Origin of the sequence: Streptomyces sp. NPDC098781 (assembly GCF_044759995.1) — a bacterium.
Lineage (GTDB): Bacteria > Actinomycetota > Actinomycetes > Streptomycetales > Streptomycetaceae > Streptomyces.
In genome coordinates this window covers 185,426-212,407 of the sequence record NZ_JBIWAK010000011.1, presented here as the reverse complement: position 1 = coordinate 212,407, position 26,982 = coordinate 185,426, and the positions used below count along the sequence as shown (strand labels likewise).

Sequence of the window (26,982 nt, the reverse complement as noted above, 5' to 3'; positions counted from 1 at the left end):
GTCCGGCACAAAAAGGCACAACCCCCACGCAACCCCTCCTGGCGACTGCGCCCCAGCCCCCGGTTCGCGTATGGTCACGCTCATCTACCCCCGGCGACCCGTGGTGCATCCGTGATCCGATTCGACAATGTCTCCAAGGTCTACCCCAAGCAGACCCGCCCCGCACTCAGGGATGTGTCCCTGGAAGTGGAGAAGGGCGAGTTCGTGTTCCTCGTGGGGTCCTCGGGCTCCGGCAAGTCCACCTTCCTGCGGCTGATCCTCCGCGAGGAGCGGTGCAGCCACGGGCAGGTGCACGTCCTGGGCAAGGACCTCGCGCGCCTCTCCAACTGGAAGGTGCCGCAGATGCGCCGCCAGCTGGGGACCGTGTTCCAGGACTTCCGGCTGCTGCCCAACAAGACGGTCGCCGAGAACGTGGCCTTCGCGCAGGAGGTCATCGGCAAGTCGCGCGGCGAGATCCGCAAGTCCGTGCCGCAGGTGCTCGACCTCGTCGGGCTCGGCGGCAAGGAGGAGCGGATGCCCGGTGAGCTCTCCGGTGGTGAGCAGCAGCGCGTGGCCATCGCGCGCGCGTTCGTCAACCGCCCCAAGCTGCTCATCGCCGACGAGCCCACCGGCAACCTCGACCCGCAGACCTCCGTCGGCATCATGAAGCTGCTCGACCGGATCAACCGGACGGGCACGACGGTCGTGATGGCCACGCACGATCAGAACATCGTGGACCAGATGCGCAAGCGCGTCATCGAGCTGGAGAAGGGCCGCCTCGTCCGCGACCAGGCACGCGGCGTCTACGGCTACCAGCACTGACCCGACCCGTCCACGGAAAGGCCTGAAAGAGACGCCATGCGCGCCCAGTTCGTACTGTCCGAGATCGGTGTCGGTCTCCGCCGCAATCTGACGATGACCTTCGCCGTCATCGTCTCCGTCGCCCTGTCGCTCGCCCTGTTCGGCGGGTCGCTCCTGATGAGCGACCAGGTCAACACGATGAAGGGCTACTGGTACGACAAGGTCAACGTCTCGGTCTTCCTCTGCAACAAGAGCGACGCCGAGTCCGACCCCAACTGCGCCAAGGGCGCGGTCACCGAGGACCAGAAGAAGGAGATCCTCGGCGACCTGGACAAGATGACGGTCGTCGACAAGGTGACCTACGAGTCCCAGGACCAGGCGTACAAGCACTACAAGGAGCAGTTCGGCGACTCGCCGCTGGCCGCCTCGCTGACGCCGGACCAGATGCAGGAGTCGTACCGGATCAAGCTGAAGGACCCGGAGAAGTACCAGGTCATCGCGACCGCCTTCGACGGGCGTGACGGTGTGCAGTCCGTGCAGGACCAGAAGGGCATCCTGGACAACCTCTTCGGGCTGCTGAACGGCATGAACTGGGCCGCGCGGGCGGTGATGGCGCTGATGCTCGTCGTCGCGCTGATGCTCATCGTCAACACCGTGCGCGTCTCGGCCTTCAGCCGGCGGCGTGAGACCGGCATCATGCGGCTGGTCGGCGCCTCGGGCTTCTACATCCAGGCGCCGTTCATCATGGAGGCCGCGGTCGCCGGGCTCATCGGCGGCACGGTCGCGTGCGGCTTCCTGGTGGTCGCGCGGTACTTCATCATCGACCACGGCCTGGCCCTGTCGGAGAAGCTGAATCTGATCAACTTCATCGGCTGGGACGCGGTGTTGACGAAACTGCCGCTCATCCTCGCGACCAGCCTGCTGATGCCGGCGTTGGCGGCGTTCTTCGCGCTGCGCAAGTATCTGAAGGTGTGACCAACGCCAAGGGGGCCGTACGGGCAACGCACCGTACGGCCCCTTCACGTTGTCCTAGACTCACCGGCATGTCAGGTCGTGACCTGTTCTGTCAGCCCCGCCGCTTCGGCCGCGGGGCCGCCCTGACATTGGTCTTCGCGAGCGTGCTGGTGGCCGGCGCCGCGACCGGCTCGTTCCCCGGTGACCGGAAATCCCCCGCCGGTACGGCCGGTTCGGCCGCCCCCGTGGGCCGCCAGCAGGACGTCGCCGAGGCCGCCGCCGAGGCCATGGCGGCCGGCGAGTCCCCGATGGAGGCCGCCGAACGGGCGGTCAGCCGCAGCGGGGACCGCTGGGGCGCGGTCTACTCCCAGGGCGAGTACGAGGAGTTCGAGGAGGCCCTGGACGGCGAGTACACCGGCGTCGGACTGTGGGCGCGGCGCGAGCGGGACGGCCGCATAGAGGTGACGAAGGTCCGGGCGGGCTCGCCAGCCGCCACCGCCGGGATCCGCGCGGGCGACCGGCTGCGCAGCGTCGACGGCGCGAAGGTCGACGGACGTCCGGTCACCGAGGTCGTCTCGTTACTGCGGGGCGACGCCACCGACGCGCCCGCCGGTACGGCCGTGAAGGTCGGGTTGGAGCGCGGCACCCGCGCGTGGGACCTCACTTTGCGCCGGGCCCGGCTGTCCACCGACTCGGTCACCGTTCGAGAACTCGCCGGCGGCATCACCGTCATCCGGATCGCCTCCTTCACCAAGGGCGCCGGCGACGCGGTCCGCGCGGCCGTCCGCCGGGCCCCCGCCGCCTCCGGCATCGTCCTCGACCTGCGTGGCAACTCCGGCGGCCTGGTCACCGAGGCCGTCACCGCCGCCTCCGCCTTCCTGGACGGCGGTCTCGTCGCCACCTACGACGTCGAAGGGGACCAGCGTGCCCTGCACGCCCGGTCCGGCGGCGACACCGGCCGACCCCTCGTCGCGGTCGTCGACGGCGGCACCATGAGCGCCGCCGAGCTGCTCACCGGCGCCCTCCAGGACCGTGGCCGCGCGGTGGTCGTGGGCTCGCGCACCTTCGGCAAGGGGTCGGTCCAGATGCCCAGCCGGCTGCCCGACGGCTCGGTCGCCGAGCTGACCGTGGGCCACTACCGCACCCCGTCCGGACGGGCCGTCGACGGGCGGGGCATCACGCCCGACCTGGAGGCCGACCGCGGCGTACTGGAGCGGGCCGCGACGGTCCTCAGCGGGCTCGGGGAGTCGTAGGCCGACTCGTAAATCGGCTTTCCGCGCACCCCCTTCGTAGTGCGAAAATGGACGGCACTATGAGCAAGGGAATGTACGTACCCAAGGAGTCCCAGCCCAAGCAGGGCGGCGCCGCCACGAAGGGCCGGGACGGCGAGAAGGGCGGCAAGCGCAAGATCGTCGCCCAGAACAAGAAGGCCCGGCACGACTACGCGATCATCGACACGTACGAGGCGGGCCTGGTGCTGATGGGCACCGAGGTCAAGTCGCTGCGCGAGGGACGGACGTCGCTGACCGACGGCTTCGTCCAGATCGACGGGGGCGAGGCGTGGCTGCACAACGCCCACATCCCGGAGTACCACCAGGGCAGCTGGACCAACCACTCCGCGCGCCGCAAGCGCAAGCTGCTGCTGCACCGCGAGGAGATCGACAAGCTGGAGGCGAAGTCCCAGGAGACGGGTCACACGATCGTGCCCCTCGCCCTGTACTTCAAGGACGGCAGGGCCAAGGCCGAGATCGCGCTCGCGCGAGGCAAGAAGGAGTACGACAAGCGCCAGACCCTGCGCGAGAAGCAGGACCGGCGGGAGTCGGACCGCGCGATCGCGGCGGCGAAGCGCAGGCAGCGGGGCCAGTAGGCGGTCGCCGGGAATGCGCTGGCATCGTGCTGCGTTGGTCACGTACGATGGCACTGCACCTCACAGAGGGTGCGCGCTCCTCCGGTTCTCCGGAGGATTGAAAAAACAACATGGGGATGATCGGTTTCGACAGCGGCTGTCGAAGCAGGGGAAGCGTGTCGAGGAAGCGGCAATGATCTCGTAAACCATATGTCGCAAAAAATAATCGCCAATACCAAGCGCGATTCCTTCGCCCTCGCTGCCTAAGTAGCGACTTGCGAAGTGTCAGCCCGGGGCTGTTCCCGACCCGGATCCTGGCATCAGCTAGGGAACTAAACCTTGATCCCGGTCACGGGGTGAAGAGGGAAATCTAACAGTGACTGGGCCCGTCGGCGACTTGTTCGCGTGATCGCCGGGGCCGAGAAAATCGCAGCGAACTGCACACGGAGAAGCCCTGATTCCGCACCGTTGGACGCGGGTTCGATTCCCGCCATCTCCACTCATCCCATGTGGGCAAGGCCTCGTCACTTTCGAGTGACGGGGCCTTTGTCATGCCGCCTCCGCCCGGGGCGGCAGTGATCTGTGACACCCCTGTGACCGGAGGTGTGGCCTCCGCCACAGCCCACTCGCCCGGCCCTTGGTGAGCTGAGCGAATGCCTACCGTCGCCCGCACGGCCCCCGCTGTTCTCGCCGGTGCTCTGCTGCTCGCCGCCTGTGGTTCCCCGAGCGCCTCGCCGGGCGGTGACGACGGCCGGGTCCGGGCCGAGAGGCTGTGCCCCGCGGACTTCTCGCGGTACGGCAGCGCCCCGTCCACCGAACCGTCCGTCACCGCGTCCGGCACGCCCAGCGCGCTGCCGCTCCCGGCCGCCGCCGGTTCCGCCGAGGACGGCGTGACGGTCACCGGGCTGTACGCCTGGGGGCCGGACAGCGGCTGCGCCGGGGTCGACTACAGCGCGGACTTCCAAGTCACCAACCAGGGGACACAGGCGGCCACTTACATCCTGACCTTCGGCTTCCTCTCGGCCTCCGGAGGCGCCGTCGACAACGTCGAGCAGACGGTCGAGTCGGTCGAGCCGGGGCGGCACGCCGAGGGGACCGTGGTCATGGCCGGGACGACGGTGTCGGCGCCCCAGGTGACGGGCGTGGAGCTGGTCAAGGTGCGCAGCGTCCCCGTCGACGAGGCGCCGTCCGCGTCGGGACCGTGCCCGGAGTCCGGAGTGCGTCTCTACGCGGACCAGGGGGACGCGGCCATGGGGCTGCGCGTGGTGGGCCTGCACCTCGTGAACTGCGGCAGCGGGCCCCACCGGGTCAACGGCTATCCGAAGCTGGAGGTCCAGGACGAGGACCACGACACCGTGGACGGCGTACGGATCCTCCAGGGCACCGACCGGATCAGCACCGGCACCGGCGGGGACGGCAGCCCGCAGCCGGTGGTGCTGCGCCCGGGTGAGGCCGCGGTCGCCCAGCTGGCCTGGCGCAACACCACGCAGTTCGGCGAACCGGTGAACGCGCCGTACGTGCGCGTATGGGCCGAGCCCGGAGCCGATCCCGTGACGGTCGTACCGGAACTGGACCTCGGGACGACCGGGAAGCTCGGCGTCGGACCGTGGAAGAAGGACACGACGGCCCCCGCCGGCACCCAGCAGCCGTGAGCGCGCTCCTGTTCGTCCTCGGGTGCGCCCTCGGCGTCTTTCTGCTCACCCGGCCGGGCGTCGGTCCCGGCGTCAAGGTCCTCGTCCTCACCGCGCCTCCCGTGGCCGTGGTGGTGTGGCTGCTGGTCGAGGTGTTCGACGAGCCGTCGGCGGCCCTGGCCGTCGCGGCGGTGTTCGTGGTCGTACTGGTCGCGCTGAACGGGGTCGTCGGCCACCCCCGCCTGTCCGTCTGGGCGAAGACGACCGTGTTCGGCACCGTGCCGGTGGCGGCGCTGGCCTGGCTGCTCGTCGTCACCGCGGACGACACCCTCAAGGACCCCGGCGAGGACCCGTGCTCGATGCGCTACGGCGGGGTCGGAGTCTCCGAGGCGTTTCCCCCGCAGGCGTACTGCCTCTACCGGGACGGCAGTACGTACAACCTCGCCTCGGGCGCCCAGTTCGTGTTCTGGGTGTGCTTCGCCGTCAGTCTGGCGCTGCTCTCGACCGGCCTGTGGCAGGTGGCGCGGGAGCCGGGGACGCTGGTGCGGCAGTTCCGTGCCGGGACGAGGCCACCGGCTCGCTGAACCACCATGGCGGACCCGGCCGTTGTGGTGTCCCACCCCATATCGGTGGGTCGTTCACGCTTCTACGGTCCCTCCGCATGACACCGACCAGAGCCGCAAGCCGCCGCCACGTCTACGCCCTGGCGACCCTCCTCGTCGCCCTGATCGCCGGCCTCCTCACCCCGGGCCGGGCCACCGCCGCCTCGCTCCAGGAGGTCACCGGGTTCGGGACCAACCCCGGTGCCCTGCGGATGTTCCGCTACGTCCCCGACGGACTGCCCGCCGGCCGCCCCGTGGTGGTCGCGCTGCACGGCTGCACCCAGAACGCCTCCGGCTACGGCACCGGCAGCGGCTGGCTCCAACTCGCCGACCGCTGGGGCTTCTCCGTCGTCCTGCCGCAGCAGCAGACCGCCAACAACGCCTCGTCCTGCTTCAACTGGTTCCAGACCGGCGACATCGCGCGCGGCCAGGGCGAGGCCGCGTCCGTCGCCCAGATGGTGGACCGGCAGCTCGCGGACGTCTCCGCAGACGCGGCGCGCGTGTACGTCACCGGGCTGTCCGCCGGGGGCGGGATGACCGCCGTGATGATGGCCGCGTACCCGGAGAAGTTCGGGTCGGGCGGGATCGTGGCCGGGCTGCCGTACGGCTGCGCGCAGGCGGCCGGGTCGCCGTACGTCTGCATGTACGTCGGGGCGACGCAGACCCCGAAGCAGTGGGGCGATCGGGTGCGTGCCGCTCGGCCGGGGTATGCCGGGCCCTGGCCCACCCTCATCGCCTTCCAGGGCACGGCCGACTACACCGTGAAGCCCGTCAACATGACCGACCTGACGCGGCAGTGGACCGAGGTGCGGGGCGCCGACCAGACGGCCGACGTGAGCGACAGCGTCGCCGGGTATCCGCATCAGGTCTTCCGGGACGCGGGCGGACGCGCGGTCGTGGAGACCTACAGCGTCACCGGCATGGGGCACGGGCAGCCGGTCGACCCGGGGAGCGGGAGCGAGCAGTGCGGGAGCGCCGGGGCGTACGTCCTGGACGTGAACCTGTGTGCCGCGTACCGGATGGGACGGGCCTGGGGGCTGGGCTGAGGGGGAGGCCCTCTGTCGCCACGAGCCGTTGTCGGGGATGCTGCTGAGGCATGAGCAGACCCGTGAGCGACTCCGGGAGATGCCTCGACTCCCGTAAGAGACTGTGGATCTGGCCCGTCGCCGTGGCGCTCGTCGCCGCCGTCCTCGGACCCGGCGCGCAGGCCGGTGCGGACTCCGACCGTTCCGGCCTGCCGGAAGCCGTCGACACCGTCCTGGGCGACGCGCGGATGGAGGGCGGCACGGCGAGCGTCGTGATCGCCGACGCCGGTACCGGTGAACTCCTCTACCAGCACCTTCCGTCGACCCGGCTGATGCCCGCCTCCAACACCAAGCTCGCCACCTCGGCCGCCGCGATGGAGATCCTCGGGCCGCGGTACCGGTTCGCCACCGATGTGCTGGCCACCGGTCGGCGGCACGGCTCCGTGCTCCGCGGTGACCTGTATCTGCGGGGCAGCGGGGATCCGACCCTGCTCGCCGACGACTACGACCGGCTCGCCGCGCGGCTCGCCGCCTCGGGGATCAGGCGCGTCGAAGGGCGTCTCGTCGCCGACGACACCCGCTTCGACGACCGGCGCCTCGGCCGCTCCTGGGCCGCCGACGACGAGTCCGCCTACTACTCGGCGCAGATCAGCGCGCTGAGCGTGGCACCGGACACCGACTACGACACCGGGACCGTGATCGTGACGGTCCGGCCGGGGGAGTCGCCGGGCGACCGGCCGGCCGTGACCGTCACACCCGACACCGACTACGTCGACCTGGATGTGACCGCCGAGACGGTCGCCGCCGACGGGGCGAACGACCTCACGGTCGAGCGGGAGCACGGCACGAATACGATCGTCGTCAGCGGTACGGCACCTGTCGGGGGCGCGGACGCCAAGGAGTGGGTGAGCGTCTGGGGCCCCACCGGGTACGCCGCCGCCGTCTTCCGGGAGGCGCTCAGGGAGCACGGCGTCCAGATCGCCGGTCCGACCCGCTTGGGGCGCCCCACCCCGGCGTCCGCACGGCAGTTGGCCTCGCACGACTCCATGCCGTTGAAGGACCTGCTGGTCCCGTTCATGAAGCTGTCCAACAACATGCACGCCGAGATCCTCACCAAGGCCATGGGCGTCGAGGTCTCGGGGGAGGGGAGCTGGGACGCCGGGCTCGCCGCGGTAGGCGGCTATCTCAAGGGCATCGGTGTCGACACCGGCAAGCTGCGGCAGGTCGACGGCTCGGGGCTCTCCCGCATGGACAACTTCCCGGCCGCGCAGCTCGTCGAACTGCTCCTCGCCGTACGTGCCGAGCCCTGGTACGCCGACTGGTACCGGTCGCTGCCCGTCGCGTGCGCCCCCGACCGGTTCGTCGGGGGCACCTTGCGCACCCGGATGTGCGGGACGGCCGCCGCCCTCAACGCCCGTGCGAAGACGGGGTCGTTGACGGGGGCGTCGGCGCTGTCCGGGTATGTCACGGACGCCGGCGGACGTGAGCTGGTGTACAGCATCGTCCTCAACAACTATCTCGCCTCGTCGGTGAAGCCCCTGGAGGACGCCATCGTGGTGACGCTGGCGAATTCGACCGCGCAGGCGGCTGGTTCGGCGTCCGTGCGTGGGGGCGGGGCGGTCACCGACGTCGAGTGCAGTTGGCGCAAGCCGGACATCTGCTGATCACGTACGGCGGCCCTTGCCCCCGCTGATCCCGGGCGCCGCGAGTGCGATCAGCAGCGCCAGGGCCGCCGCCGTGACCGGCACGCCGTATCCGGCCGTCGGGGTCAGGCGTTCCACCGCCCACCCGCCGGCCGCGCTGCCGCACGCGATGCCCCCGAGAAGGGCGGTCACCGCGAGGGTCATGCCCTCGTTCAGGCGGCCGTCCGGGGTGCGCCGCTGGACCAGGGTCATGTTGGTGATCATGGTCGGGGCGGTGGCCATGCCGGCGAGCAGCAGGGCGGCGGACAGCAGGAGCAGCGAGCCGGTGAGGGACGCGGCGAGCAGAGGCAGCGTCAGCAGGGCGGTCATCGCGGCTATGCACCACGGATAGCGGTCCTCGGCGGGGCCGGCGAACCTGAGCCGGCCGTACAGCAGACCCGCCGCACCGGACCCGGCCGCCTGGAGGGCGAGCACCGCTCCCGCCGCCGTCCGGTGGCCGGCCGCGTCGGCGAACGCGAGGGTGACGACCTCCGTCGAGCCGAACACGGCGCCCATGGCGAGGCAGGCGGCCAGGAGCGGGAGCATGCCGGGGGCACGCAGCGGCGGCGCGCCGACCGTCGTACGGCCTCGCGGCGGCGGCTCGGTCGAACGCTGGGCCGCGAAGGCCAGGACGCCCGTCACCAGGAGCACCACCCCGACCAGCGTGCCCGCCTCCGGGAAGAAGGTCCCGCACAGGAAGGCGGCGAGCACCGGGCCCAGCATGAAGCAGAGCTCGTCGGCGACCTGCTCGAAGGAGTTGGCGGTGTGCAGGGCGTCGGGGTCGTCCTTGAGGAGACGGGCCCAGCGGGCGCGGGACATGCCGCCGGTGTTGGGGGTGGTCGCGGTGGCGGCGTAGGCGGCGAAGAGGGTCCAGGCCGGGGCGTCGTGGCGCACGCACAGCAGCAGCGCGAGGCTGCCCAGCGCCGCGACGAGCGTGGCGGGTACGGCGATCCGGGCCTGGCCGTACCGGTCGACCAGCCGTGCGGTCCAGGGGGCGACCAGCGCGGTCGCCGCGAGGCCGGTCGCGGTGACGGCGCCGGCGAGGGCGTACGACCCTCTCGTGCCGGCGATCATCACGACCGCGCTGACGCTGAACATGCCCATGGGCAGGCGCGCGACCAGGTTCGCGAGGGTGAAGGCCCGGGCGCCGGGGCGGGCGAGGAGACGGCGGTAGGGGCCGGGCGGACGGCCTGGTGTCCCGGCGCCGTCCGTCCGGGGGCCGAAGTCGACGGCGACGAGGGTGTCGGCGGTGACGGTGTACAGGCGGGTGCCTCTGGTGGGCTGCTGCGGCATGGGTCCACCGTCGCCGGTAGCCGATCAAGGGGTCCAACACCTGTTCGGTGCGGATTCACGCGCCCGCGTTGTAAGTTCTGCCGTATGCCCGGCCCCGCCCACCTCGACCCCCGCCTCCTGCGCGGCTTCCTCGCCGTCGCCGAGGAACTGCATTTCACGCGCGCCGCGACCCGGCTGTACGTCGCCCAGCAGGCGCTCAGCCGGGACGTACGGCGGCTGGAACGGGAGTTGGGCGCCGAGCTGTTCGTGCGCACGACCCGGCAGGTCACGCTGACCCCCGACGGCGAGCGACTGGTGCCCTACGCCCGCCGAGCCGTGCAGGCGCAGGACGACCTGCTCGCCGCCTTCGGCCGGGCCCGCCCCCTGCTGGTGGACCTCAACTCGCCCGGTCTGGTCACCGCCCGCAGCGTGCTGCACCGCGCCCGCGAGCTCGCCCCCGACCAGGAACTGATGGCCCGCTACGAGAGCGGCCTGACGGGCGCGGCCGGCGAGATGGTCGCCGGCCGGCTCGACGCGTCCTTCGGACGGTTCGCCGGACTGGACCCGGCGCTGCGGGCGGGCCTCGACCACCAGCCGGTGCGCTTCGAGCCGATGGCGGTCCTGCTCCCCAAGGACCACCCGTTGGCCGAATTGCGACAGGTGCCGCTCGCCGCGCTGGCCGGCGAGACCGTGTACGCGGGTGCCGGAAACCCCCGTACGCCGGAGTGGACGGACCTCGGGCGCCGGCTGTTCGAGGGGCGGGGCATCGCGCTCGCCGCGCCCGAGCCGCTCGCCGTCGGGGAGGAGGAGTTCCAGCGGATCATGGCCAGGTCACGAAACCCGATCCTCGTCGTGGTGGGGTTTCCGGCCATGCCGTCGACCGTGCTGCGCCCGCTCGTCGAACCCGTTCCGCTGTCACCGGTGTCGTTGGTGTGGCGAAAGGGGCTGGTACACGCGGGATTCGACGCCCTTCGGCGCGCGGCGTCCGAACTGTCGGTCGAGGAGGGGTGGCTGCGCCGGCCCGCCGATGGATGGATTCCAGCCATGGATTCTGCCGTTATGGGCGGGCACAATTGACACGCGGCAACCACAGAACCTCTGCGTGCGCTACATTCATGGCCTGAGCACATTGTGGTAATGGGGGGCGCTCGGCCGGGTGGGGGCCTGGTACGGCGACGGGTGCTCAGTGTCGTGCGCGCACCCAGAACGGTCCCGTGGGGGGATGTGCGTGCGTGTGAAGAAGTGGCGAGAAGACGCCCAACCTGAGTGGCCCGATGTGTCATCAGGGTCCGGTGGCGGTTCTTCCGCCGGGGGTTCCCAGACCGGCTCCAGGGCCGACACCCAGGCCTTCCCGGTGAACGGGGAGACCGAGGTGCTCGGCACGCCCGGTCAGGGCCGTCGCTCCCGGTCCGAAGCAAGGGAGACGGACATTCTCAGCGGTGGCGGGCGTGCCTCCTCGGACGCCGACGAGACAGAGATCCTGCGCGGGGGCCCGGCGGAGATACCCGTGCCCGTTGCCGGAGCGAAGCCCGAGGGCTGGTCGGCGTTCGACCGCCCCGCGCCCCGAAGAAGCGCCGGGCACACCCCGGCGTCCGGCGAGAAGCCTCGCGGCGCCGCCGTCCGGGACCCCTGGAGCGAGCCGGAAGAGGCCGAGGCACCGCAGGCTCCCGTGCGGCCGGGCGGGTCAGGTGCTCCTGGCGCGACCCACGATCCGCACGAGGTCACCGTCCAACTCGACGGCATAGGCGTCCAGCTCGACGGCATGCTGCGCGCGGCCAAGGACGGCCCGCGCGGCGGCGACGGCGGCTCCGACGGACCGGTGTTCGTCGACGAGTCGGGCCGCCGCAGCCGCCGTTTCCGCCGTATCGGCATGGCCGTGGGCCTCGCCTGCGCGGTCTACGCCGTGGTCATCGTCGCCACCCTGCTGTCCGGCAACTCCGACGCGCCCTGGCTGCCCGTCGAGAGCCCCAAGGAGAAGCCGGCCGGCAAGGTCGACACCTCCCCGCTGCCCGCCGAGTCGGCACCGCAGCCCACCGGCACCGGCAGCGTCTCCCCGGGCGCCTCGCCGACCGCGAGCACCGACACGACCGCGTCCCCGGACGCCGACGCCACCGCGCCCGACGCGTCCACCACCGCCGAGGCCCCCGGCACCTCCGCCGACCCGAAGCCGACCGCCACCAAGGCCACCGGCAACCCGGGCACGAACCCCACGGCGGACCCCGGTCCGACGACCGCGCCCACCACCAGCGACCCCGACCCGAGCCCGACGGACGGCGGCGGCCCCACCGAGGAGCCGACCGATCCCGCGACCACCGAGGACCCCGCAACCGGGACGGTCGCGAACGGCCCGAGCGACCCCACGCCCATCGCGCAGGAGCCCGGCACCACCGCCTCCGCGCCCGCCGCCCCGTCCCCGGAGTACATCTTCTGATGGCATCCCGCACCCGCCGTCACGGGCCCGCGACCGGAGCCCGCGACGGCTCCCGGCGCCGCCGTGTGCCCATGCGTCTGCTGCTTCCCCTGCTCGTTCTCGTCGCGTTGATGGCGATGCTGATGCTGCGGGGGTATGTGCACAGCGAGATCCTGGCCGACTACCGCGTACGGCCCGCCGCCGCCAACGACAAGGTGCCCCAGGAGATCCTCAAGGGCGGCCCGGTCATCGACACCCGCAGCGGACGAGCCACCACCCTGCGGGTGCCGGACAACAGCATCGTCCTCACCTTCGACGACGGCCCGGACCCCGAGTGGACGCCGAAGGTGCTGGACGCGCTGAAGAGGAACGAAGCGCACGCGGTCTTCTTCATCACCGGCACGATGGCCTCGCGCTACCCGGACCTCGTCCAGCGGATGGTGGACGAGGGCCATGAGATCGGTCTGCACACCTTCAACCATCCCGACCTCTCCTACCAGTCCAAGAAGCGCATCGACTGGGAGCTCTCCCAGAACCAACTGGCGCTCGGGGGAGCGGTCGGCATCCGCAGTTCCCTCTTCCGGCCGCCGTACTCCTCCAAGTCCGTGAACATGGACAACAACTCGTGGCCGGTGACCGAGTACATCGGCAGCCGCGGCTACATCACCGTCGTCAACGACACCGACAGCGAGGACTGGCGCAAGCCGGGTGTCGACCGGATCATCCGCAACTCCACGCCCAAGAGCGGTGAGGGCGCGATCGTCCTGATGCACGACTCCGGTGGTGACCGGCACCAGACGGTGCAGGCGCTGGACAGACTCATCCCCCAACTTCAACGTCAGGGCTATGAGTTCCAGAACCTGACCGAGGCCCTTCAGGCCCCGAGCGCCCACACCGAGGTCACCGGCCTCGACCGGTGGAAGGGCAAGGCCTGGATTTTCCTGGTCGACGCCTCCGACAACATCACCGCCATCCTGGTGGTCGGACTCGCGGCCATCGGTTTCCTCGTCATCGCGCGCTTCGGCCTGATGCTCCTGCTGTCCGCCGTCCACACCCGCCGCACCCGCCGCCGGAACTTCACCTGGGGCCCCGACGCACCGGTCACCGAGCCGGTGTCGGTGCTGGTCCCGGCGTACAACGAGGCCAAGTGCATCGAGAACACCGTGCGGTCCCTGATGCGCAGCGAACACCCCGTCGAGGTCATCGTCATCGACGACGGCTCCAGCGACGGGACGGCACGGATCGTCGAGGATCTGGCCCTGCCGAACGTCCGCGTCGTTCGCCAGCTCAACGCGGGTAAGCCGGCGGCACTGAACCGCGGCGTGGCGAACGCCCGTTACGACCTCATCGTGATGATGGACGGCGACACGGTCTTCGAGCCGGCCACGGTCCACGAGCTCGTGCAGCCCTTCGCGGACCCACGTGTCGGCGCGGTCGCGGGCAACGCCAAGGTCGGCAACAAGGACACCCTCATCGGCGCCTGGCAGCACATCGAGTACGTGATGGGCTTCAATCTGGACCGCCGTATGTACGACGTCTTGCAGTGCATGCCGACCATCCCAGGCGCGGTCGGCGCGTTCCGCCGTTCGGCCCTGGAGCGGGTCGGAGGCATGAGCGACGACACACTCGCAGAGGACACCGACATCACGATGGCGATCCACCGCGACGGATGGCGCGTGGTGTACGCCGAGAAGGCGCGGGCCTGGACCGAGGCACCCGAGTCCGTCCAGCAACTGTGGTCGCAGCGCTACCGGTGGTCGTACGGCACCATGCAGGCGATGTGGAAGCACCGCCGGGCCCTGGTGGAACGCGGCCCGTCGGGCCGCTTCGGACGGGTCGGCCTGCCGCTGGTCTCGCTCTTCATGGTCCTGGCCCCCCTACTCGCCCCGCTGATCGACGTCTTCCTCATCTACGGCCTGGTCTTCGGCCCCACGGAGAAGACGATCCTGGCCTGGTTCGGCGTCCTCGCCATTCAGGCGGCCTGCGCGGCCTACGCGTTCATCCTGGACCGCGAGCCGCTGACCCCGTTGATCTCGCTCCCACTCCAGCAAATCCTCTACCGCCAACTCATGTACGTCGTCCTGCTCCAGTCCTGGATCACCGCCCTCACCGGCGGCCGGCTGCGCTGGCAGAAGCTGCGGCGCAAGGGCGGGGTGTCCGCCCCGCCGACCGTGCCGGCGCAGCGTCGGCAGATCATGGACGAGAGGCCGGTCCGATGAACCCACCTTCCTTCGAATCGTCGACGGCTACGGCAGGTGCGATGCCGACAGCGGGCGGCGCCCTGGATGCGACCGCCCCGGCTCAGCCTCTTTCCGACCCCCATACGACGACCGGATCGGCAAAGCCGGAACAGGCCCGAACTGCCCCGAAGCGGGACCGCTACTTCGACCTCCTCCGGGCTCTCGCTCTTTTCCGTGTCGTCCTCTACCACCTGACGGGCTGGGCCTGGCTCCCGCTGCTCTTCCCCTCCATGGGCGTGATGTTCGCCCTCGCGGGCAACCTCATGGCCCGCTCCCTGAAGCGCCCAGCGGTACAGGTCATCAAGAGCCGCGTCCGCCGCCTTCTGCCCCCGCTGTGGCTTCTGGGAGTGGTCGGCGTCACCGGCATGGTGATCCAGGGCTGGGGCCCCGACGCGGAAGGCCACCCCGGCTGGTGGTGGATCCACCTGGCCTACTGGATCGTCCCGCTGAGCGATCCGCCGTACGCCGAAGGCCTGCCCGGCGTTCACGGGGTCATCGGCGAGAACTGGGCCGCGGACCTCGCGGGACCGCTCTGGTACATCCGCGCCTACCTCTGGTACGTCCTCCTCTCGCCCTTCCTGTTGAAGGCTCTGCGCGCGATGCCGCTGGCGACGATCCTTGCGCCGATCGCGCTTTCGCTGGCCTTCGAACAGGGCTGGATCACCCTCCCCGGCGAGCGGATCCCTTCGGCGCTGACCGACTTCAGCACCTTCGGGGCCTGCTGGATCCTCGGAATGGCCCACCAGGAGGGCATCCTGCGGCGACTCCCGCGCTACGTCGTGCCGTCGGTCGCCCCTGTCTTCGCCTGTTTGGGCCTGTGGTACGCCCTGAACCACAACTTCTCGATGGAACACGATCTGGACAGCATGCCCCTGGCCCAGGCCCTCTGGTCCTTCGGCACGGTCCTGTTGCTGCTGCACGTCAGCCCGTCCTGGTCGGAGTGGCCCCGCCGCCTGCGCCGCTGGGATCGGGTGATCACGCTGCTCAACTCCCGTGCGGTGACGATCTATCTGTGGCACAACATCTGCATCCTCGTCGCCGCGACGATGTGGGACCAGTTGTGGGGCATCGACGTGATGTGGATGCACTTCTCCTGGCTGCTGGAGAGTCCATGGCCGGTGCTGGCGTTCACGTGGGTCCTGATCTGTAGCTGCATCGTCTGGTTCGGCTGGGCGGAGGATCTGGCGGCCAAGCGGAAGCCGCAGTTGTGGCCGGACGGTGGACGTAATAGGCGTACGCACGCCAAGTAGGGCCCACCCCTGGCCGCCGGTTTCGCAGCACCGGCAGCCAGGGGCCGTGTCATCCGATCGCGATGCGGGTCTTCCAGTAGCTCGCCGGAGCGATGATCTCCACACCGGACCCCGGTACGACGCTGGTCTTGCCACCTTCGTAAAGGCGCACGGAACCGTCGGACCGCACACCCCAGATGTCGGGGGTGGTGTCCGCGTCGCCATTCGTGTCCGGCGTGCCCATCAGCAGCGGGAAGTTGCTGACCGCCCACCCGGCGGCGCCGTACTCCTTGTCCTCGCCCTCAGCCGAACTTCCGGCGTTGCCCAGCGAGGTGAGGCTGACGCCGCCCCCGGAGGCGGCGATGCCCGTACGGAGCTGGAGCTTGCCCGACGCGTCGGAGCGGTACATGAGGTCGGTGACGCCGTCGCCGCTGATGTCCAGCGCGGTCACGATGTCCCGGCCGGACCAGCCCGAGGTCCACAGCCGGGTGGCCTGGTCGATGGTCGCGCCGTGGTAACCGGTGAACACCCACAACTCGTCGCCGATCGTGGCGAAGAAGTCGGTTCGCCCATCGCCGGTGGCGTCACCGGCCGACACGAATTGGGTGAGATCGGCGGGGTCGGGGGCGCTGTCGGGGAGAAGGATCTCGCGGCGCCTGTCGATGTTGACCGCGCCGTAGCCGTCGCCGGGGTAGACCCACAGCTTGCTCCCGAGTCGGACGACCAGATCCTGGAGGCCGTCGCCTCCGTAGATGTCGCCGTTGTGGGTGATCAGAGCGCCGTTGAAGTGGCCGTTGGAGAGGGACACGTAGGGCGGTAGGTCATCGCCGTTGGGGTCCTTCGCGGGGTTGTCGCGGTAGGCGGCGGGCATCGAGTAGTTCGCCAGGTCGCCGGATCCCTTGTTCAGGTCGGTCGTCGTCGCCTGCGAGGGATAGAGGCCGAGATTGCCTGCCGCGGTGACCACCATCATGTCGGGCAGCTTGTCGCCTGTGAAGTCGCCAGGAGCGTCGGCCTGGTCGCGTGGGGTGACGTAGAAGAAGTACCTCGTCGGCTGCGAGGGGTTGCCGGCGCTGTCGACGGCGCGGACGTAGAGCACGTTGGGGCCTGCGGTCGGCGGCTTGGCGTTGGCGAACGTGGCGCTGACGCTTGTGGCCGTGCCGTTGGTGCGCGAGATGCTGCCCGTGTAGCTGGACGAGTTGAAGCCGTACTCATAACGCACGACGTCGGTGTTCAGGGCACGGAAGGTGAAGGAACCGGGCGTGCCGAACTTCTTGGTGGACCAGTTGGCGTCCTCGGCGTCGTTGCCGAAGCCGTTGTTGCTGCCGTCGGCGTTGGGGTAGTCGGTCGAGCTGACCTTCGGCGGCTTGGGCGCGGTGGTGTCGAGAACGAAGCGGCACGGCGTCTTGGCCGGCGCGTAGGTCGAGCTGACACCGGCGTCATCGACGGCGCGCACCCGCCACGAGTAGAGGGTGCCGTTGCTGAGTCTGCTGGTGGAGAAGCCCGTCGTCGTCCGCAGCGCTGTGTCCTTGTCACCGCCGACGGAGAGCTTGCCGCTGGAGCCCAGCAGGTCGCCTGTCGTGCCCCACTTGCCGTGCGGCCACAGGTCGAAGTCGATGTAGTCGAGGTTACTGTCCTTGTCGGACGCCCGGGCGGTGAAAGTCAGATCGCCCGAGCCCATCCGGACGTACGGCTCGGTGGTGGTGCACTTCGCGTCCGGACCGAGATCGAGCGACTTGGAGTCGATGGTCGGCTTGCGGTTGTAGACGAGCTCCAGCACGGGGGCGTGGTCGCCATTGGCCTGGAACTTCTTCCACGCGTACTGCGAGTGCTCGTCGCTGGCTCGCAGGCCGAAGGTGATGGTTTCCTTGCCCTGGTCGGCCTGCTTCTGGGCGGCCCTCCTCATGTCGAACGTTTCGTACGCGTCCCGGCAACCGGACTTGTAGCCGTGCGCGAAGGCCCTGGTCGCGAACTTGTTGCCGTCGTGGAGCCTGGGCGCGTTCTTCCAGTTGGTCTTTCCGTTGACCGGGCCAGTGAGGTGCACGCTCATGGAACGGGCACTGCACGACCACGAGTACGTCTCCAGCATGCGCAGTTTCGCACTTGTGATCTTCGTGCCCTTGAGGTCTGCGTCGAAGGCGATGTTGAAGTACGAGCGCGAAGTGCCCCAGGTGTCCGACTCGAAGCCGACGCGGGCTTCGTGCGTGCCGCCCTTGTTGAAGCCCTTGCCGTTGTAGAACGTGGCGTTGGGGTGGCGGCTGTAGGCGGTCGTCCAGTTCTGCGTGTGCTTCTTCACCGACGGGTCGATGAAGACCGGGTATGTGGTGGCCGGATCGTCGAGGAAGGCCACGTCCGGGGTGAGAGCCCAGTTTGCTGCGGTCAGGCTGGGCTCGACCAGCTCGCCGCGTGAGTCGGGCGAGGGTCCGTCGAGCCCGGGGAGGCTGAGGGTGGCTGCCGACCCGGTCTGTGAGGGGGCGGGCGTCGGCTCGCCAGGGGCGGAAGGCAGCGGGGACTCGGAGACCGAGGGCTCGGGGCCGTCGGTGGCCGCCGGCAGAGTCTCGGGTGCGGTGTCCACCTGCTCGTCGGTCTCGACGAGTTCTTCGGTGGAGCTCGGACTCTCGCTCGGCTCTTCGGCGGCCGACTCGGTCGGTGCGGGGCTCTCGGACGTGGTCGGCTGAGCGGTGGCGCCGACCGATCCGTCCGTGACAGCCGGTTGGCCGCTGCTGTCCCACATCAGCGGGGTCGGCGACAGGGCGACCTCCTTGGCGAACGCGTCCTCCGCGGTGAGGACGCCCGTGACCGGGTCCAGCCGGAAGTTCAGCGTTGCGGAGGTGATGCCATACGAGATCTGCCGGGCCCGGGGATCGGCGGCGGCCTGCCGGTTCTTGAGGACCAGCAGCTGGGCGAATCCGTCGTCGTCGGCCGTCAGTACCAGGTCGGCACCCGGGAAGATCTCGGGGTACAGGGCGCGCGAGCCGTCGATGATCGGGGACGGGACAGTACCCGGCCAGGTGAGCTGGAGTTCGTGGCCGTCGACGGTCAGGGTCACCAGGGCGCTCGGTGTCTCGTCACCGGCGCTCTTCAGTCCCTTCACGAGGGAGATCCGGTGGACGGAGGAGCGCGACGCTCGCTGCTCCCCACCGGGTGACCCGGAGCCGGCCGAGAACACCATCCGAGTGTTGGTGGCCCTGGGCTCCCAACCGGCCTTCGTGCGGCGTAGGTCGTAGTCGATGTCCCGCCATTCACCGCCCACTTTGGCCCGGACCGGCGACGAGTACAGCTTCTTCGCCATCAGACCGTCGGGTCGCGCCCACGTCGTGGAGCGAGCGGTACGCAGGGCGGTGACCTCGACGGACTTGCCGGTCTTCGCCGCCTGTGCGGCCGCGGCGGACTCCGTCACGGACTTGGCCTTCGCGTTTCGGTCTGACCCGTCCCGCGAATTCGGGTCGTCCAGGCCGAAGCCGATGAAGGTGATGCCGGTGGCGGCGAGAGCCGCGGTGAGTACGGCGGCGGTGGTCCGTCGTCCTGGAACACGACGCCAGCTGCGCGTCTTGCGCGTCATCGGGCGAGCTCCCCTTCCCCCCTTGGAACCGGCGCGGACAGGGCGCGGCCGGGCGAGCAGATGATGACCCATGAGCGGGCTGTCGTCACGCTTCGCGAGCAGTGCGGGGGGATGAGTCGATCAACCACGCGCGTCGTAAAGGTGGTTGCGACTAGGGAATGTCAACTCGTCGGTACCAGCGCGAACTTGTGCACAAACATCGTGAATCATTCATTAACACCACTGACTTTACTGTCAATTGCCAATGAATCTCCGGAACGAGCAAATGGTCGCGAAGGTGTAGCGCCTCCCGCTATCTCGAATAGGTGACATACCCTGACGTCACGTACCGCTATGGATGACTACGTACCGTGATGATCATCACATCCGCACAATTGATCTAGCGGAACTCCACGGCAACGTCACAAAATCTGCGCCATCTGATACGCCATCACGCGTGGTCCGATCCTGGTCCCGCCTCATTGGTCCGGGGGGACCTCGTCGTGTTCGGTCGCTCTTCGCATGTCCGTCGCCGTCGTCTGAGTCGTCTGCGCACGGCCGTCGTACCCGTTCTCGGCGCCGCACTGCTGGTGGGCCTGCTGCCCTCGCAGTCGGTTGCCCTGCCACCCGACCCGGCGGTCGAGGAGAAGGGCCGCGAAACCCTCGACCTGGAGACGCTCGACCAGGACGAGCCGGTTGTCGGCGAGACCTTCGAGCGTGACTTGGAGACCCTGAAGGTCGAGGTCCCGGAGGACCAGGAAGCGGCTCCCGCGGGTACGGCCACAGCTCCGGCCGCCGACTCCGGGTCGATCAGCTTCGGCTCGACGGCATCGGCCACCACCCAGGCCTCAGCGGGCACGGGCACGACCGCACGGCAGGTTGCCCTGACCCCTGTCGACGACCTCCCCGTCAGCCTCGGGCAGGCCCCGGACCAGCCGGCCCCCACCGGCACCTGGTCCGTCCAGGTCTTCGACCGCACTGCACCCGTCTCTCAGGGGGTCGACGGCGCCGTCGTCAAGGTCCAGGCCCCGGTCACCGGTTCGGTACCGATCTCGGTCAAGCTCGACTACACCAAGTTCAAGAACCTGTACGGCGCCGACTGGGCCTCCCGGCTGCGCTTCGTCCAGTTCCCCGAGTGCTACCTGACGACGCCGGATGTCGAGGCGTGCCAGGAGTACGAGGAACTGGAGACAGCGAACGACACCAAGACCCGGTCGATCACGGCGACGGTCGACACGGCAGCCGACGGCGCCGTGACCCCGGCCTCAACGACGACCACCGACTCCGACCGCCCGTCCATCGCCCAGGCCGCGTACCGCACGTCGGCCACACCGGTTGCCGCGACCGGAGATGCGGCGGTCATCGGCGCGGTCGACTCCGGCGGCGGCGCGGGCGGCACCTTCAAGGCCACTCCCCTGACCACCAGCGGCAAGTGGGAGGCGGGCGGTTCCGCCGGCGCGTTCAGTTGGTCGTACCCGCTGCTGGTGCCCGCGGCGCCGGCCGGCCCGGCCCCCACCATCTCGCTCAACTACAACTCCCAGACCGTGGACGGCCGTGTCGCGGTGTCCTCACCCCAGTCCTCCTGGGTCGGAGAGGGCTGGGACTACGACCCCGGCCACATCGAGCGCCGCTACCGCACCTGTCAGGACGACCGCAAGGCGTTGAAGTCCGGGACGCCCAACAACACGGCCAAGAAGGACAAGACGTCCGACCTGTGCTGGGTGTCGTACAACGCGGTGATGTCGCTGGGCGGCCGGAGCGTAGAGCTGGTACGGGACGCGCCGACGGGCAGCAACCCCGAAACCGACACTGAGATCTACCGCCCCCAGAGCGACGACGGAACCCGTGTGGAGCGCCGGACGGGCGGCACCAACGGCGACAACAACGGCGAGTACTGGATCGTCACGCAGAAGGATGGGACGAAGTACTACTTCGGAATCGACCAGGTCGGCGGCGGCCACGCCGGCACCGACTCCGTCTCCACCGTCCCCGTCTTCGGCAACCACCCCTCAGAGCCCTGCCACGCCACCGCCTTCGCCGACTCCCGCTGTGGCGCCGGCAAGAAGCAGGCCTGGCGCTGGGGCCTGGACAAGGTCGTCGACGTGCACGGCAACACGATGGTCGTCAGCTGGAAGCAGGAGAAGAACTACTACGCCGTAAAGAAGAAGTTCACGTCCCCGGAGCAGTACGACCGTTACGCCTACCCGAAGTCCATCGAGTACGGCATGCGCTCGGACCTGACCAAGCCGTCCGCCATGGTCGAGTTCGGCGCCGAGCAGCGCTGCCTGAAGTCAGCGACCGCCTGCGATCCGGCGAACTTCGCCAAGACCGACGACCCCGGCGCGTACCGCCCCTGGTGGGACACACCCGGCAACCTCAACTGCAAGTCGACGTCGAAGCTGTGCCCTCCCTTCCCGTCCTTCTGGACGCAGATGCGCCTGGACTCGGTGACAACCAAGGCCGCCCGCGCAGGACAGACCGGCCTCGGCAAGGTCGACACGTACGAGCTCCACCAATCCTTCCCCGAGGACTGGTACGACACGGCCCCCGGCCTGTGGCTCAACTCGATCACTCGTCGCGGCTTCGCCCCCGGTGACACCACCGGCACTCTCCAGCACAAGGACGGCGTCAGCTTCGCCGAGTACTCGGTCGGCTCAACCTCGCCCCTGCGCGATCGCCTGAAGGACCGCCAGCTGCCGAACCTCGTGCCGAGCGGCCCGAACGACCAGCGTCCCGCGTTCACACGCCCACGGATCGGCACGGTCGCCACGGAGTACGGAGGTGACATCGAGGTCGAGTACAAGGGCGGCTGTGCCACCGAGCCGTCCGAGGACAAGGGCGAGAACAACGGCACCTGCTATCCCGTCCGATGGTCGCCCGACGGAGACGAGAAGACACCCGCGAAGTCCTGGTTCAACAAGTACGTCGTCGACTCCGTGACCGAGACCGACAAGGTGACCTCGCACGGCAAGCCCGTCCACACGACGTACCAGTACACGGACCCCGCCTGGGCCAAGAGCGACGACGAGTTCACCCGCCCGTCCCTGCGTACGCACAGCGTCTGGCGTGGCTACCGCCAGGTGGCCGTCACGAAGGGCAGCAGAACCACCAACCAGCTGAACTTCCCGCAGGCCCAGTCGTACTCCGAGACCCGGTACTTCCAGGGAGTCGGTGGCGCGGTCAAGGACTCCACGGGCAAGTACACGCTGCTCGCCGACGACGCACCGCAGTACGCGGGCATGACGGCGGAGACCATCACCTACCGGGACGCCGACAAGCGCATCCACAAGCGCACGCTCAACTATCCCTGGTCGAAGCAGACCGCGTCCCGCTCGCGGGAGGCCGAGAACGGCACGGACATGGATCCGCTGCTCGCGTACCGCAGAGGGATCGAGCGTACGGAGGAGATTCAGCCGGTCGACAGCAGTTGGCGGGCCGTCCGGACACTCACGACGGTCGACGACACATACGGTCTGCCGATCCAGGTGGAGACCGCCGTGGTCAAGCCGAACGGCAGTGGTGAGACCCTCTCCGAGCAGACCTGCACCAAGACGTCGTATGTGCACAACACGTCCGCGTGGCTGATCGGCCTGCCGAAGGAGCAGCGCAGTACGGGCACGTCCTGCGCGGCCCACGACACGGCGGACCCGGCGACCAAGCTCATCACGGCGGTGCGGAACAGCTACGACGGCCTGGCGTTCGGCGAGACACCGACGAAGGGGCGGGTCACGTCGGCCGCCGGGGTCAACGGCGCGGGAACCTCGTACTCGGTTGTCACCAAGACCACCTACGACCCACTGGGCCGCACCCGCACCGTCACCGAGCCAGAGGTCGGCACCACAGAGACGCAGTACACGCCTGCGGACACGGGCGGACCGGTCACCTCGGTGAAGACGATCAACGCCAAGGGCCACGCCGTCACTACAACTTTCGACCCGGGCCGCAGCCTGGCACTGACGGTCACCGACGCCAACGGCCGGGTCATGCGCCACGAGTACGACGCCCTCGGCCGCCTGGTGAAGGGCTGGTCGCCGTCGCGTTCCTCGGGCGGCAAGTCCCCGGACGTGGAGATCGCGTACCAGGCGGCGGTGGCCACCGCCGAAGAGACCAGGCCCGCCGCAGTAACCATGAAGACACTGAAAGACGACGGAACGTACAGCCGTCAGGTGGCGATCTACGACGGCCTGATGCGTCAGGTCCAGACCCAGTCCGAGGCGCACGGCCCGGGCCGGATCATCACCGACACGAAGTACGACGACCATGGCCTGGTTGGCGAGCAGACGAGCGGCTACCTCGCGAAGGGCGAGCCGGCGGCCGAGTTGTTCGCGCCGAGATCGAAGGCACTGATCCCGAGCTGGGCCTCGTACGGCTACGACGGTCTGGAACGGCCGTCGATCCAGCTGACGTACCACGGCGACACCTACCGGTACGTGTCGTACACCTTCCACGACGACACCAGCGCCTTCACGGACCCGGTGGGCTCGACCGCCCCTCAGACACGCACGTACACCGACGCCCTCGGCCGGGTCACGGCGATCCGCCACTACAAGGACAACGTCGCCACGGCCAACTGGGACCCCGCCACCTCCGAGAACAGCGGCCGCAAGACGACGTACGAGTACGACGCCCGCGGCTACCGCACGAAGGTCACCGACCCGGCGGGCAACACCTGGATGTACACGTACGACGCCCGAGGCCGCGTGACCTCGACCACCGACCCGGACACCGGCAAGACGGAGACCTCGTACGACGGCGCCGACCGCCCGGTCAAGGTCACGGACGCCAAATCGCGGACGACGTACACGGAGTACGACGAGCTCGACCGGGTCACATTCGTTCGTGAGGGCTCGGCGACCGCCGCCCCGGTCAAGTCGTTCACGTACGACTCCCTGCCGGGCGCGCTGGGCCAGCCGGTCACCTCGACCCGTCACACGTCCGGCGGCGACTACATCAACCGGGTGACCGGCTACGACACCGACTACCGGCCCACGGGCACCGAGACGGTGATCCCGTCGAACGCGCTGACAGCGGGCCTGGCGGGCACGTACCCGTACGCCTACACCTACACCCAGACCGGCAAGCCGCAGTCGGTCACCTTGCCTGCCGTCGGCGGACTGGAGAAGGAGAAGGTCGTCACCCGTTACAACGGCGACGGCCTGGCCGAGTCGACGTCGGGTCTCGCCTGGTACACGTCCGACGCCACCTACTCGCCGTATGGCGAGGTCCTGCGGACGGTGTCCAGCTCCCAGCCCTACCGGGTATGGACCACCAACTTCGTCGACCCGCACACCGGCACCCTCCAACGCACGGTCACCGACCGCGAGACCTCCGGACCGCACCGCATCACGGACAGCTACTACTCGTACGACGTGTCCGGCACCATCACGTCGAACGCCCGCAAGCTGTCGTCGGCTTCGGGCGAAACGTGGGACACCCAGTGCTTCACGTACGACGTGATGGGCGAGCTGTTGAACGCCTGGACGTCGAACATCACCCCGACTGGCAACGCCACCGGCTGCAAGGCGTCGAACGGCACGACGTGGGGCTATCGCACCGACTACCTGACTTCCTCCGGCCCGGTGGCCCACGCCCCGGACACGGCGAGCGACAAGTCGAGCCCGGACGCCTCCTTGTCGTCGACCTTGGCAGCGACGGCTCCCGACGCGGGGACCGTGGCCACGGGCGCGACGGCGTACCGTCAGTCGTTCACCTTCGACTGGCTGGGCAACCGCGCCACGCTGACCGAACACGACCCGGCGGACGCGACCAAGAACGTCACCTACACGTACGGCTATGCCACTATCGCGCAGCCGCACACGATGAAGTGGATCAGCTCCAACCCCGCGGGCAAGGGCAGCAGTTACACGTACGACGTCGTCGGCAACACCGAAGTGCGCTCGCTGGCTGCCACCACGCAGAACCTGACGTGGACGTCCGAGAACAAGCTGGACACGATCACCGACGACGGCAAGAAGACGACGTACGTCTACGACGACGACGGCAACCGCATCCTGGAGAACTCACCGTCCGGCTCGACGCTCTACCTGGGCGGGACCGAGGTGACGGCGAACTCCACGGGCGCGATCACCAAGGCTTCCCGCTCCTACGCCCAACCCGGTGCACCTACGGTGACTCGCACCGCGAGCAACGGTGCTACGACGGGTCACAAGCTGAACGTTCTGCTCGCGGACCACATCGGCACGGCCAACACATCGGTGGAAGTGACGAGCGGTCAGCCCGTCACACGCCGCGAGTTCAAGCCGTACGGCGAGGTCCGCGGCCCCAAGCCGTCCAGCTGGCCCAACAAGCGTGGCTACCTGGGCGTGGGCATCGACGATGCGGCCACGGGCCTGACACACATCGGGGCCCGCGAGTACGACCAGTCCTCCGGCCGTTTCCTGTCGGCGGACCCGATCATCAACCTCGCGGACCCACTTCAGATGAACGGGTATGCGTACAGCAACAACAGTCCGGTCAGCAAGAGCGACCCCACCGGACTGTGCCCTTACGTTGACTGCCCGACCCGCCCCAGCCCTGGCTCCGAAAACACCACTCCGGGGCACGTCCCAGGCGAAGAGAAGAATTCCCAGAATCATCAAGCGGCCCTGGATGCGGGCAACGTCACTCCAGCTATCGTTACGAAGAAGTATCAAGAGGTTTATCCGAAGGTCTTTGTCGAGCGTAAATGGAAGTACGCCAACCAGTACGGGAACGCCCTGACCCGGGTAATCGACAACTACTGTAAGTATGCGCTGGGGCCGTGCCTGACTGGAGCGGAGACCCCTGAAGCAGCCCAAATGGATCAGCAGCAGCTGGCGCTGCTGAAGTTCCGGGCCTGTGCACTTCTTGGCCGTCAGAGCGGCTGCTTGGGGAATGTGATCTCCTTCGCATCTGCGATGGCTGCCGCCGCAGCGCTGGGTGGAGGTGGTGGCGAGGGGCCTGGCACCTTGACCAGCGCTGGAGCCCGAGGGCGGGGCACGGGATCGGGCATTTCTTGCAAGTGCTTCCTGGCCGGCACGGACGTCCTCATGGCTGATGGCACCACCAAGGACATCGAGGATGTCGAAGTCGGCGACAAGGTATTGGCCACTGATCCGAAAACCGGGGAGTCGGGGCCCAGGAAAGTCACCCACCTCATCGTCACCGAGGACGACAAGTACTTCAACGAGCTGTCCATCGCAGCAGCGGACGGTATCGAGAAACTGACGGCCACGCACGAGCACCCGTTCTGGTCGCCCTCAGAACGAGAGTGGGTCGAAGCGGGGGACCTCAAGCCGGGCATGACCCTGCTCACCGACGAGGACGCCACCGTCATCGTCACGGCCAACCGCTCATTCACCAGGCATGCCCGCACGTTCAATCTCACGGTTGGCGACCTGCACACGTACTATGTACTCGCTGGTCAGACGCCGGTCCTCGTTCACAACAGTAATTGCCCCGGCGCCGGACGCGATTTGATTGGTGGGCAAGAGCAACTCCATATCATTCACGGCGACAGAACGGGGGGTGGCCATAAGTGGCCGGGACAGCCTGGAAAGACCGTGTTTCCGCGTGGCTGGGACACCGACAAGATCCTCGACAGCATTGCCGATGTGGCGACCGGTCCGAACAGCGTCAGAACGCAGCAGACGGGCCGAGCTGGAGCCCTGTACACGAGGAACGGGGCTCCGTCGCGATGGAAGATCGAAGGAGTTGTGGACGGCGTGAATATCAGGGTCATTTATGAACCTGCAACGGACCGAATTGTGACCGGCTTCCCGTACCGACCCTGAT

At 69.0% G+C, this 26,982-nt stretch carries 15 protein-coding genes and 1 other RNA gene; 14 read left to right on the top strand and 2 right to left on the bottom strand.

Annotated features, from left to right (window positions below):
• Positions 1-111 precede the first annotated feature (111 nt).
• From ftsE to dacB, 9 genes are all read left to right on the top strand, one after another.
• Positions 112-801, top strand: coding sequence for a cell division ATP-binding protein FtsE (gene ftsE, locus ACIQWG_RS36570; protein WP_186286574.1), 690 nt, complete (start codon positions 112-114; stop codon positions 799-801).
• 36 nt (positions 802-837) lie between these two features.
• Positions 838-1,755, top strand: coding sequence for a permease-like cell division protein FtsX (ftsX, locus tag ACIQWG_RS36565; protein WP_404104031.1), 918 nt, complete (start codon positions 838-840; stop codon positions 1,753-1,755).
• A gap of 68 nt (positions 1,756-1,823) precedes the next feature.
• Positions 1,824-2,987 carry a S41 family peptidase gene (locus ACIQWG_RS36560; protein ID WP_404104028.1) on the top strand — a complete coding sequence of 388 codons (1,164 nt, stop codon included), beginning with the start codon at positions 1,824-1,826 and terminating at the stop codon, positions 2,985-2,987.
• Positions 2,988-3,058: 71 nt separating this feature from the next.
• Positions 3,059-3,601 carry an SsrA-binding protein SmpB gene (gene smpB / locus ACIQWG_RS36555; protein WP_393522182.1) on the top strand — a complete coding sequence of 181 codons (543 nt, stop codon included), beginning with the start codon at positions 3,059-3,061 and terminating at the stop codon, positions 3,599-3,601.
• 112 nt (positions 3,602-3,713) lie between these two features.
• Positions 3,714-4,082: a transfer-messenger RNA gene (gene ssrA, locus ACIQWG_RS36550) on the top strand.
• A 151-nt stretch (positions 4,083-4,233) separates the two neighbouring features.
• Positions 4,234-5,232 (top strand): DUF4232 domain-containing protein, encoded by a 999-nt coding sequence (locus tag ACIQWG_RS36545; protein WP_404104026.1) that lies wholly within the window; start codon positions 4,234-4,236, stop codon positions 5,230-5,232.
• Complete coding sequence (locus ACIQWG_RS36540) at positions 5,229-5,795, top strand: hypothetical protein (protein WP_404104023.1); 567 nt, start codon at positions 5,229-5,231, stop codon at positions 5,793-5,795. Before ACIQWG_RS36545 ends, ACIQWG_RS36540 begins: the two co-directional genes overlap by 4 nt.
• 77 nt (positions 5,796-5,872) lie before the next feature.
• Positions 5,873-6,859 carry an alpha/beta hydrolase family esterase gene (locus ACIQWG_RS36535; protein ID WP_404104021.1) on the top strand — a complete coding sequence of 329 codons (987 nt, stop codon included), beginning with the start codon at positions 5,873-5,875 and terminating at the stop codon, positions 6,857-6,859.
• Between the two features lie 50 nt (positions 6,860-6,909).
• Complete coding sequence (gene dacB, locus ACIQWG_RS36530) at positions 6,910-8,502, top strand: D-alanyl-D-alanine carboxypeptidase/D-alanyl-D-alanine-endopeptidase (protein ID WP_404104018.1); 1,593 nt, start codon at positions 6,910-6,912, stop codon at positions 8,500-8,502.
• On the opposite strand, the gene ACIQWG_RS36525 is transcribed toward dacB, so the two are convergent.
• Positions 8,503-9,813: an MFS transporter gene (locus ACIQWG_RS36525; RefSeq protein WP_404104016.1), complete on the bottom strand. Its 1,311-nt coding sequence runs from the start codon at positions 9,811-9,813 to the stop codon at positions 8,503-8,505.
• Between the two features lie 84 nt (positions 9,814-9,897).
• Here ACIQWG_RS36525 and ACIQWG_RS36520 point away from each other — a divergent pair, with 84 nt between their 5' ends.
• The 4 genes from ACIQWG_RS36520 (at position 9,898) to ACIQWG_RS36505 (ending at position 15,692) form a co-directional block, all read left to right on the top strand.
• On the top strand, positions 9,898-10,869 hold the full coding sequence (locus ACIQWG_RS36520; protein ID WP_404104013.1) for a LysR family transcriptional regulator: 972 nt from the start codon (positions 9,898-9,900) through the stop codon (positions 10,867-10,869).
• A gap of 277 nt (positions 10,870-11,146) precedes the next feature.
• Positions 11,147-12,223 (top strand): hypothetical protein, encoded by a 1,077-nt coding sequence (locus ACIQWG_RS36515; RefSeq protein ID WP_404104008.1) that lies wholly within the window; start codon positions 11,147-11,149, stop codon positions 12,221-12,223.
• Positions 12,223-14,421, top strand: a complete 2,199-nt coding sequence (locus ACIQWG_RS36510; protein WP_404104004.1) for a bifunctional polysaccharide deacetylase/glycosyltransferase family 2 protein — start codon at positions 12,223-12,225, stop codon at positions 14,419-14,421. The genes ACIQWG_RS36515 and ACIQWG_RS36510 overlap by 1 nt, the downstream gene beginning before the upstream one ends.
• Before the next feature lie 41 nt (positions 14,422-14,462).
• Positions 14,463-15,692, top strand: a complete 1,230-nt coding sequence (locus tag ACIQWG_RS36505) for an acyltransferase (protein WP_404104001.1) — start codon at positions 14,463-14,465, stop codon at positions 15,690-15,692.
• Positions 15,693-15,741: 49 nt separating this feature from the next.
• Here the strand turns inward: ACIQWG_RS36505 and ACIQWG_RS36500 are convergent, their stop codons facing one another.
• Positions 15,742-19,230 (bottom strand): DNRLRE domain-containing protein, encoded by a 3,489-nt coding sequence (locus tag ACIQWG_RS36500; RefSeq protein WP_404103998.1) that lies wholly within the window; start codon positions 19,228-19,230, stop codon positions 15,742-15,744.
• Between the two features lie 482 nt (positions 19,231-19,712).
• On the opposite strand from ACIQWG_RS36500, the gene ACIQWG_RS36495 reads away from it, so the two are divergent.
• On the top strand, positions 19,713-26,981 hold the full coding sequence (locus ACIQWG_RS36495; protein ID WP_404103996.1) for a polymorphic toxin-type HINT domain-containing protein: 7,269 nt from the start codon (positions 19,713-19,715) through the stop codon (positions 26,979-26,981).
• Position 26,982 lies beyond the last annotated feature (1 nt).

What these genes read in the sequence shown, in the direction of transcription:
- ftsX (WP_404104031.1), top strand. Translation starts at nt 838, where the DNA reads ATGCGCGCCCAGTTCGTACTGTCCGAGATCGGTGTCGGTCTCCGCCGC.
- ACIQWG_RS36560 (WP_404104028.1), top strand. Translation starts at nt 1,824, where the DNA reads ATGTCAGGTCGTGACCTGTTCTGTCAGCCCCGCCGCTTCGGCCGCGGG.
- smpB (WP_393522182.1), top strand. Translation starts at nt 3,059, where the DNA reads ATGTACGTACCCAAGGAGTCCCAGCCCAAGCAGGGCGGCGCCGCCACG.
- ACIQWG_RS36545 (WP_404104026.1), top strand. Translation starts at nt 4,234, where the DNA reads ATGCCTACCGTCGCCCGCACGGCCCCCGCTGTTCTCGCCGGTGCTCTG.
- ACIQWG_RS36535 (WP_404104021.1), top strand. Translation starts at nt 5,873, where the DNA reads ATGACACCGACCAGAGCCGCAAGCCGCCGCCACGTCTACGCCCTGGCG.
- dacB (WP_404104018.1), top strand. Translation starts at nt 6,910, where the DNA reads ATGAGCAGACCCGTGAGCGACTCCGGGAGATGCCTCGACTCCCGTAAG.
- ACIQWG_RS36525 (WP_404104016.1), bottom strand. Translation starts at nt 9,813, where the DNA reads ATGCCGCAGCAGCCCACCAGAGGCACCCGCCTGTACACCGTCACCGCC.
- ACIQWG_RS36520 (WP_404104013.1), top strand. Translation starts at nt 9,898, where the DNA reads ATGCCCGGCCCCGCCCACCTCGACCCCCGCCTCCTGCGCGGCTTCCTC.
- ACIQWG_RS36510 (WP_404104004.1), top strand. Translation starts at nt 12,223, where the DNA reads ATGGCATCCCGCACCCGCCGTCACGGGCCCGCGACCGGAGCCCGCGAC.
- ACIQWG_RS36505 (WP_404104001.1), top strand. Translation starts at nt 14,463, where the DNA reads ATGCCGACAGCGGGCGGCGCCCTGGATGCGACCGCCCCGGCTCAGCCT.
- ACIQWG_RS36500 (WP_404103998.1), bottom strand. Translation starts at nt 19,230, where the DNA reads ATGACGCGCAAGACGCGCAGCTGGCGTCGTGTTCCAGGACGACGGACC.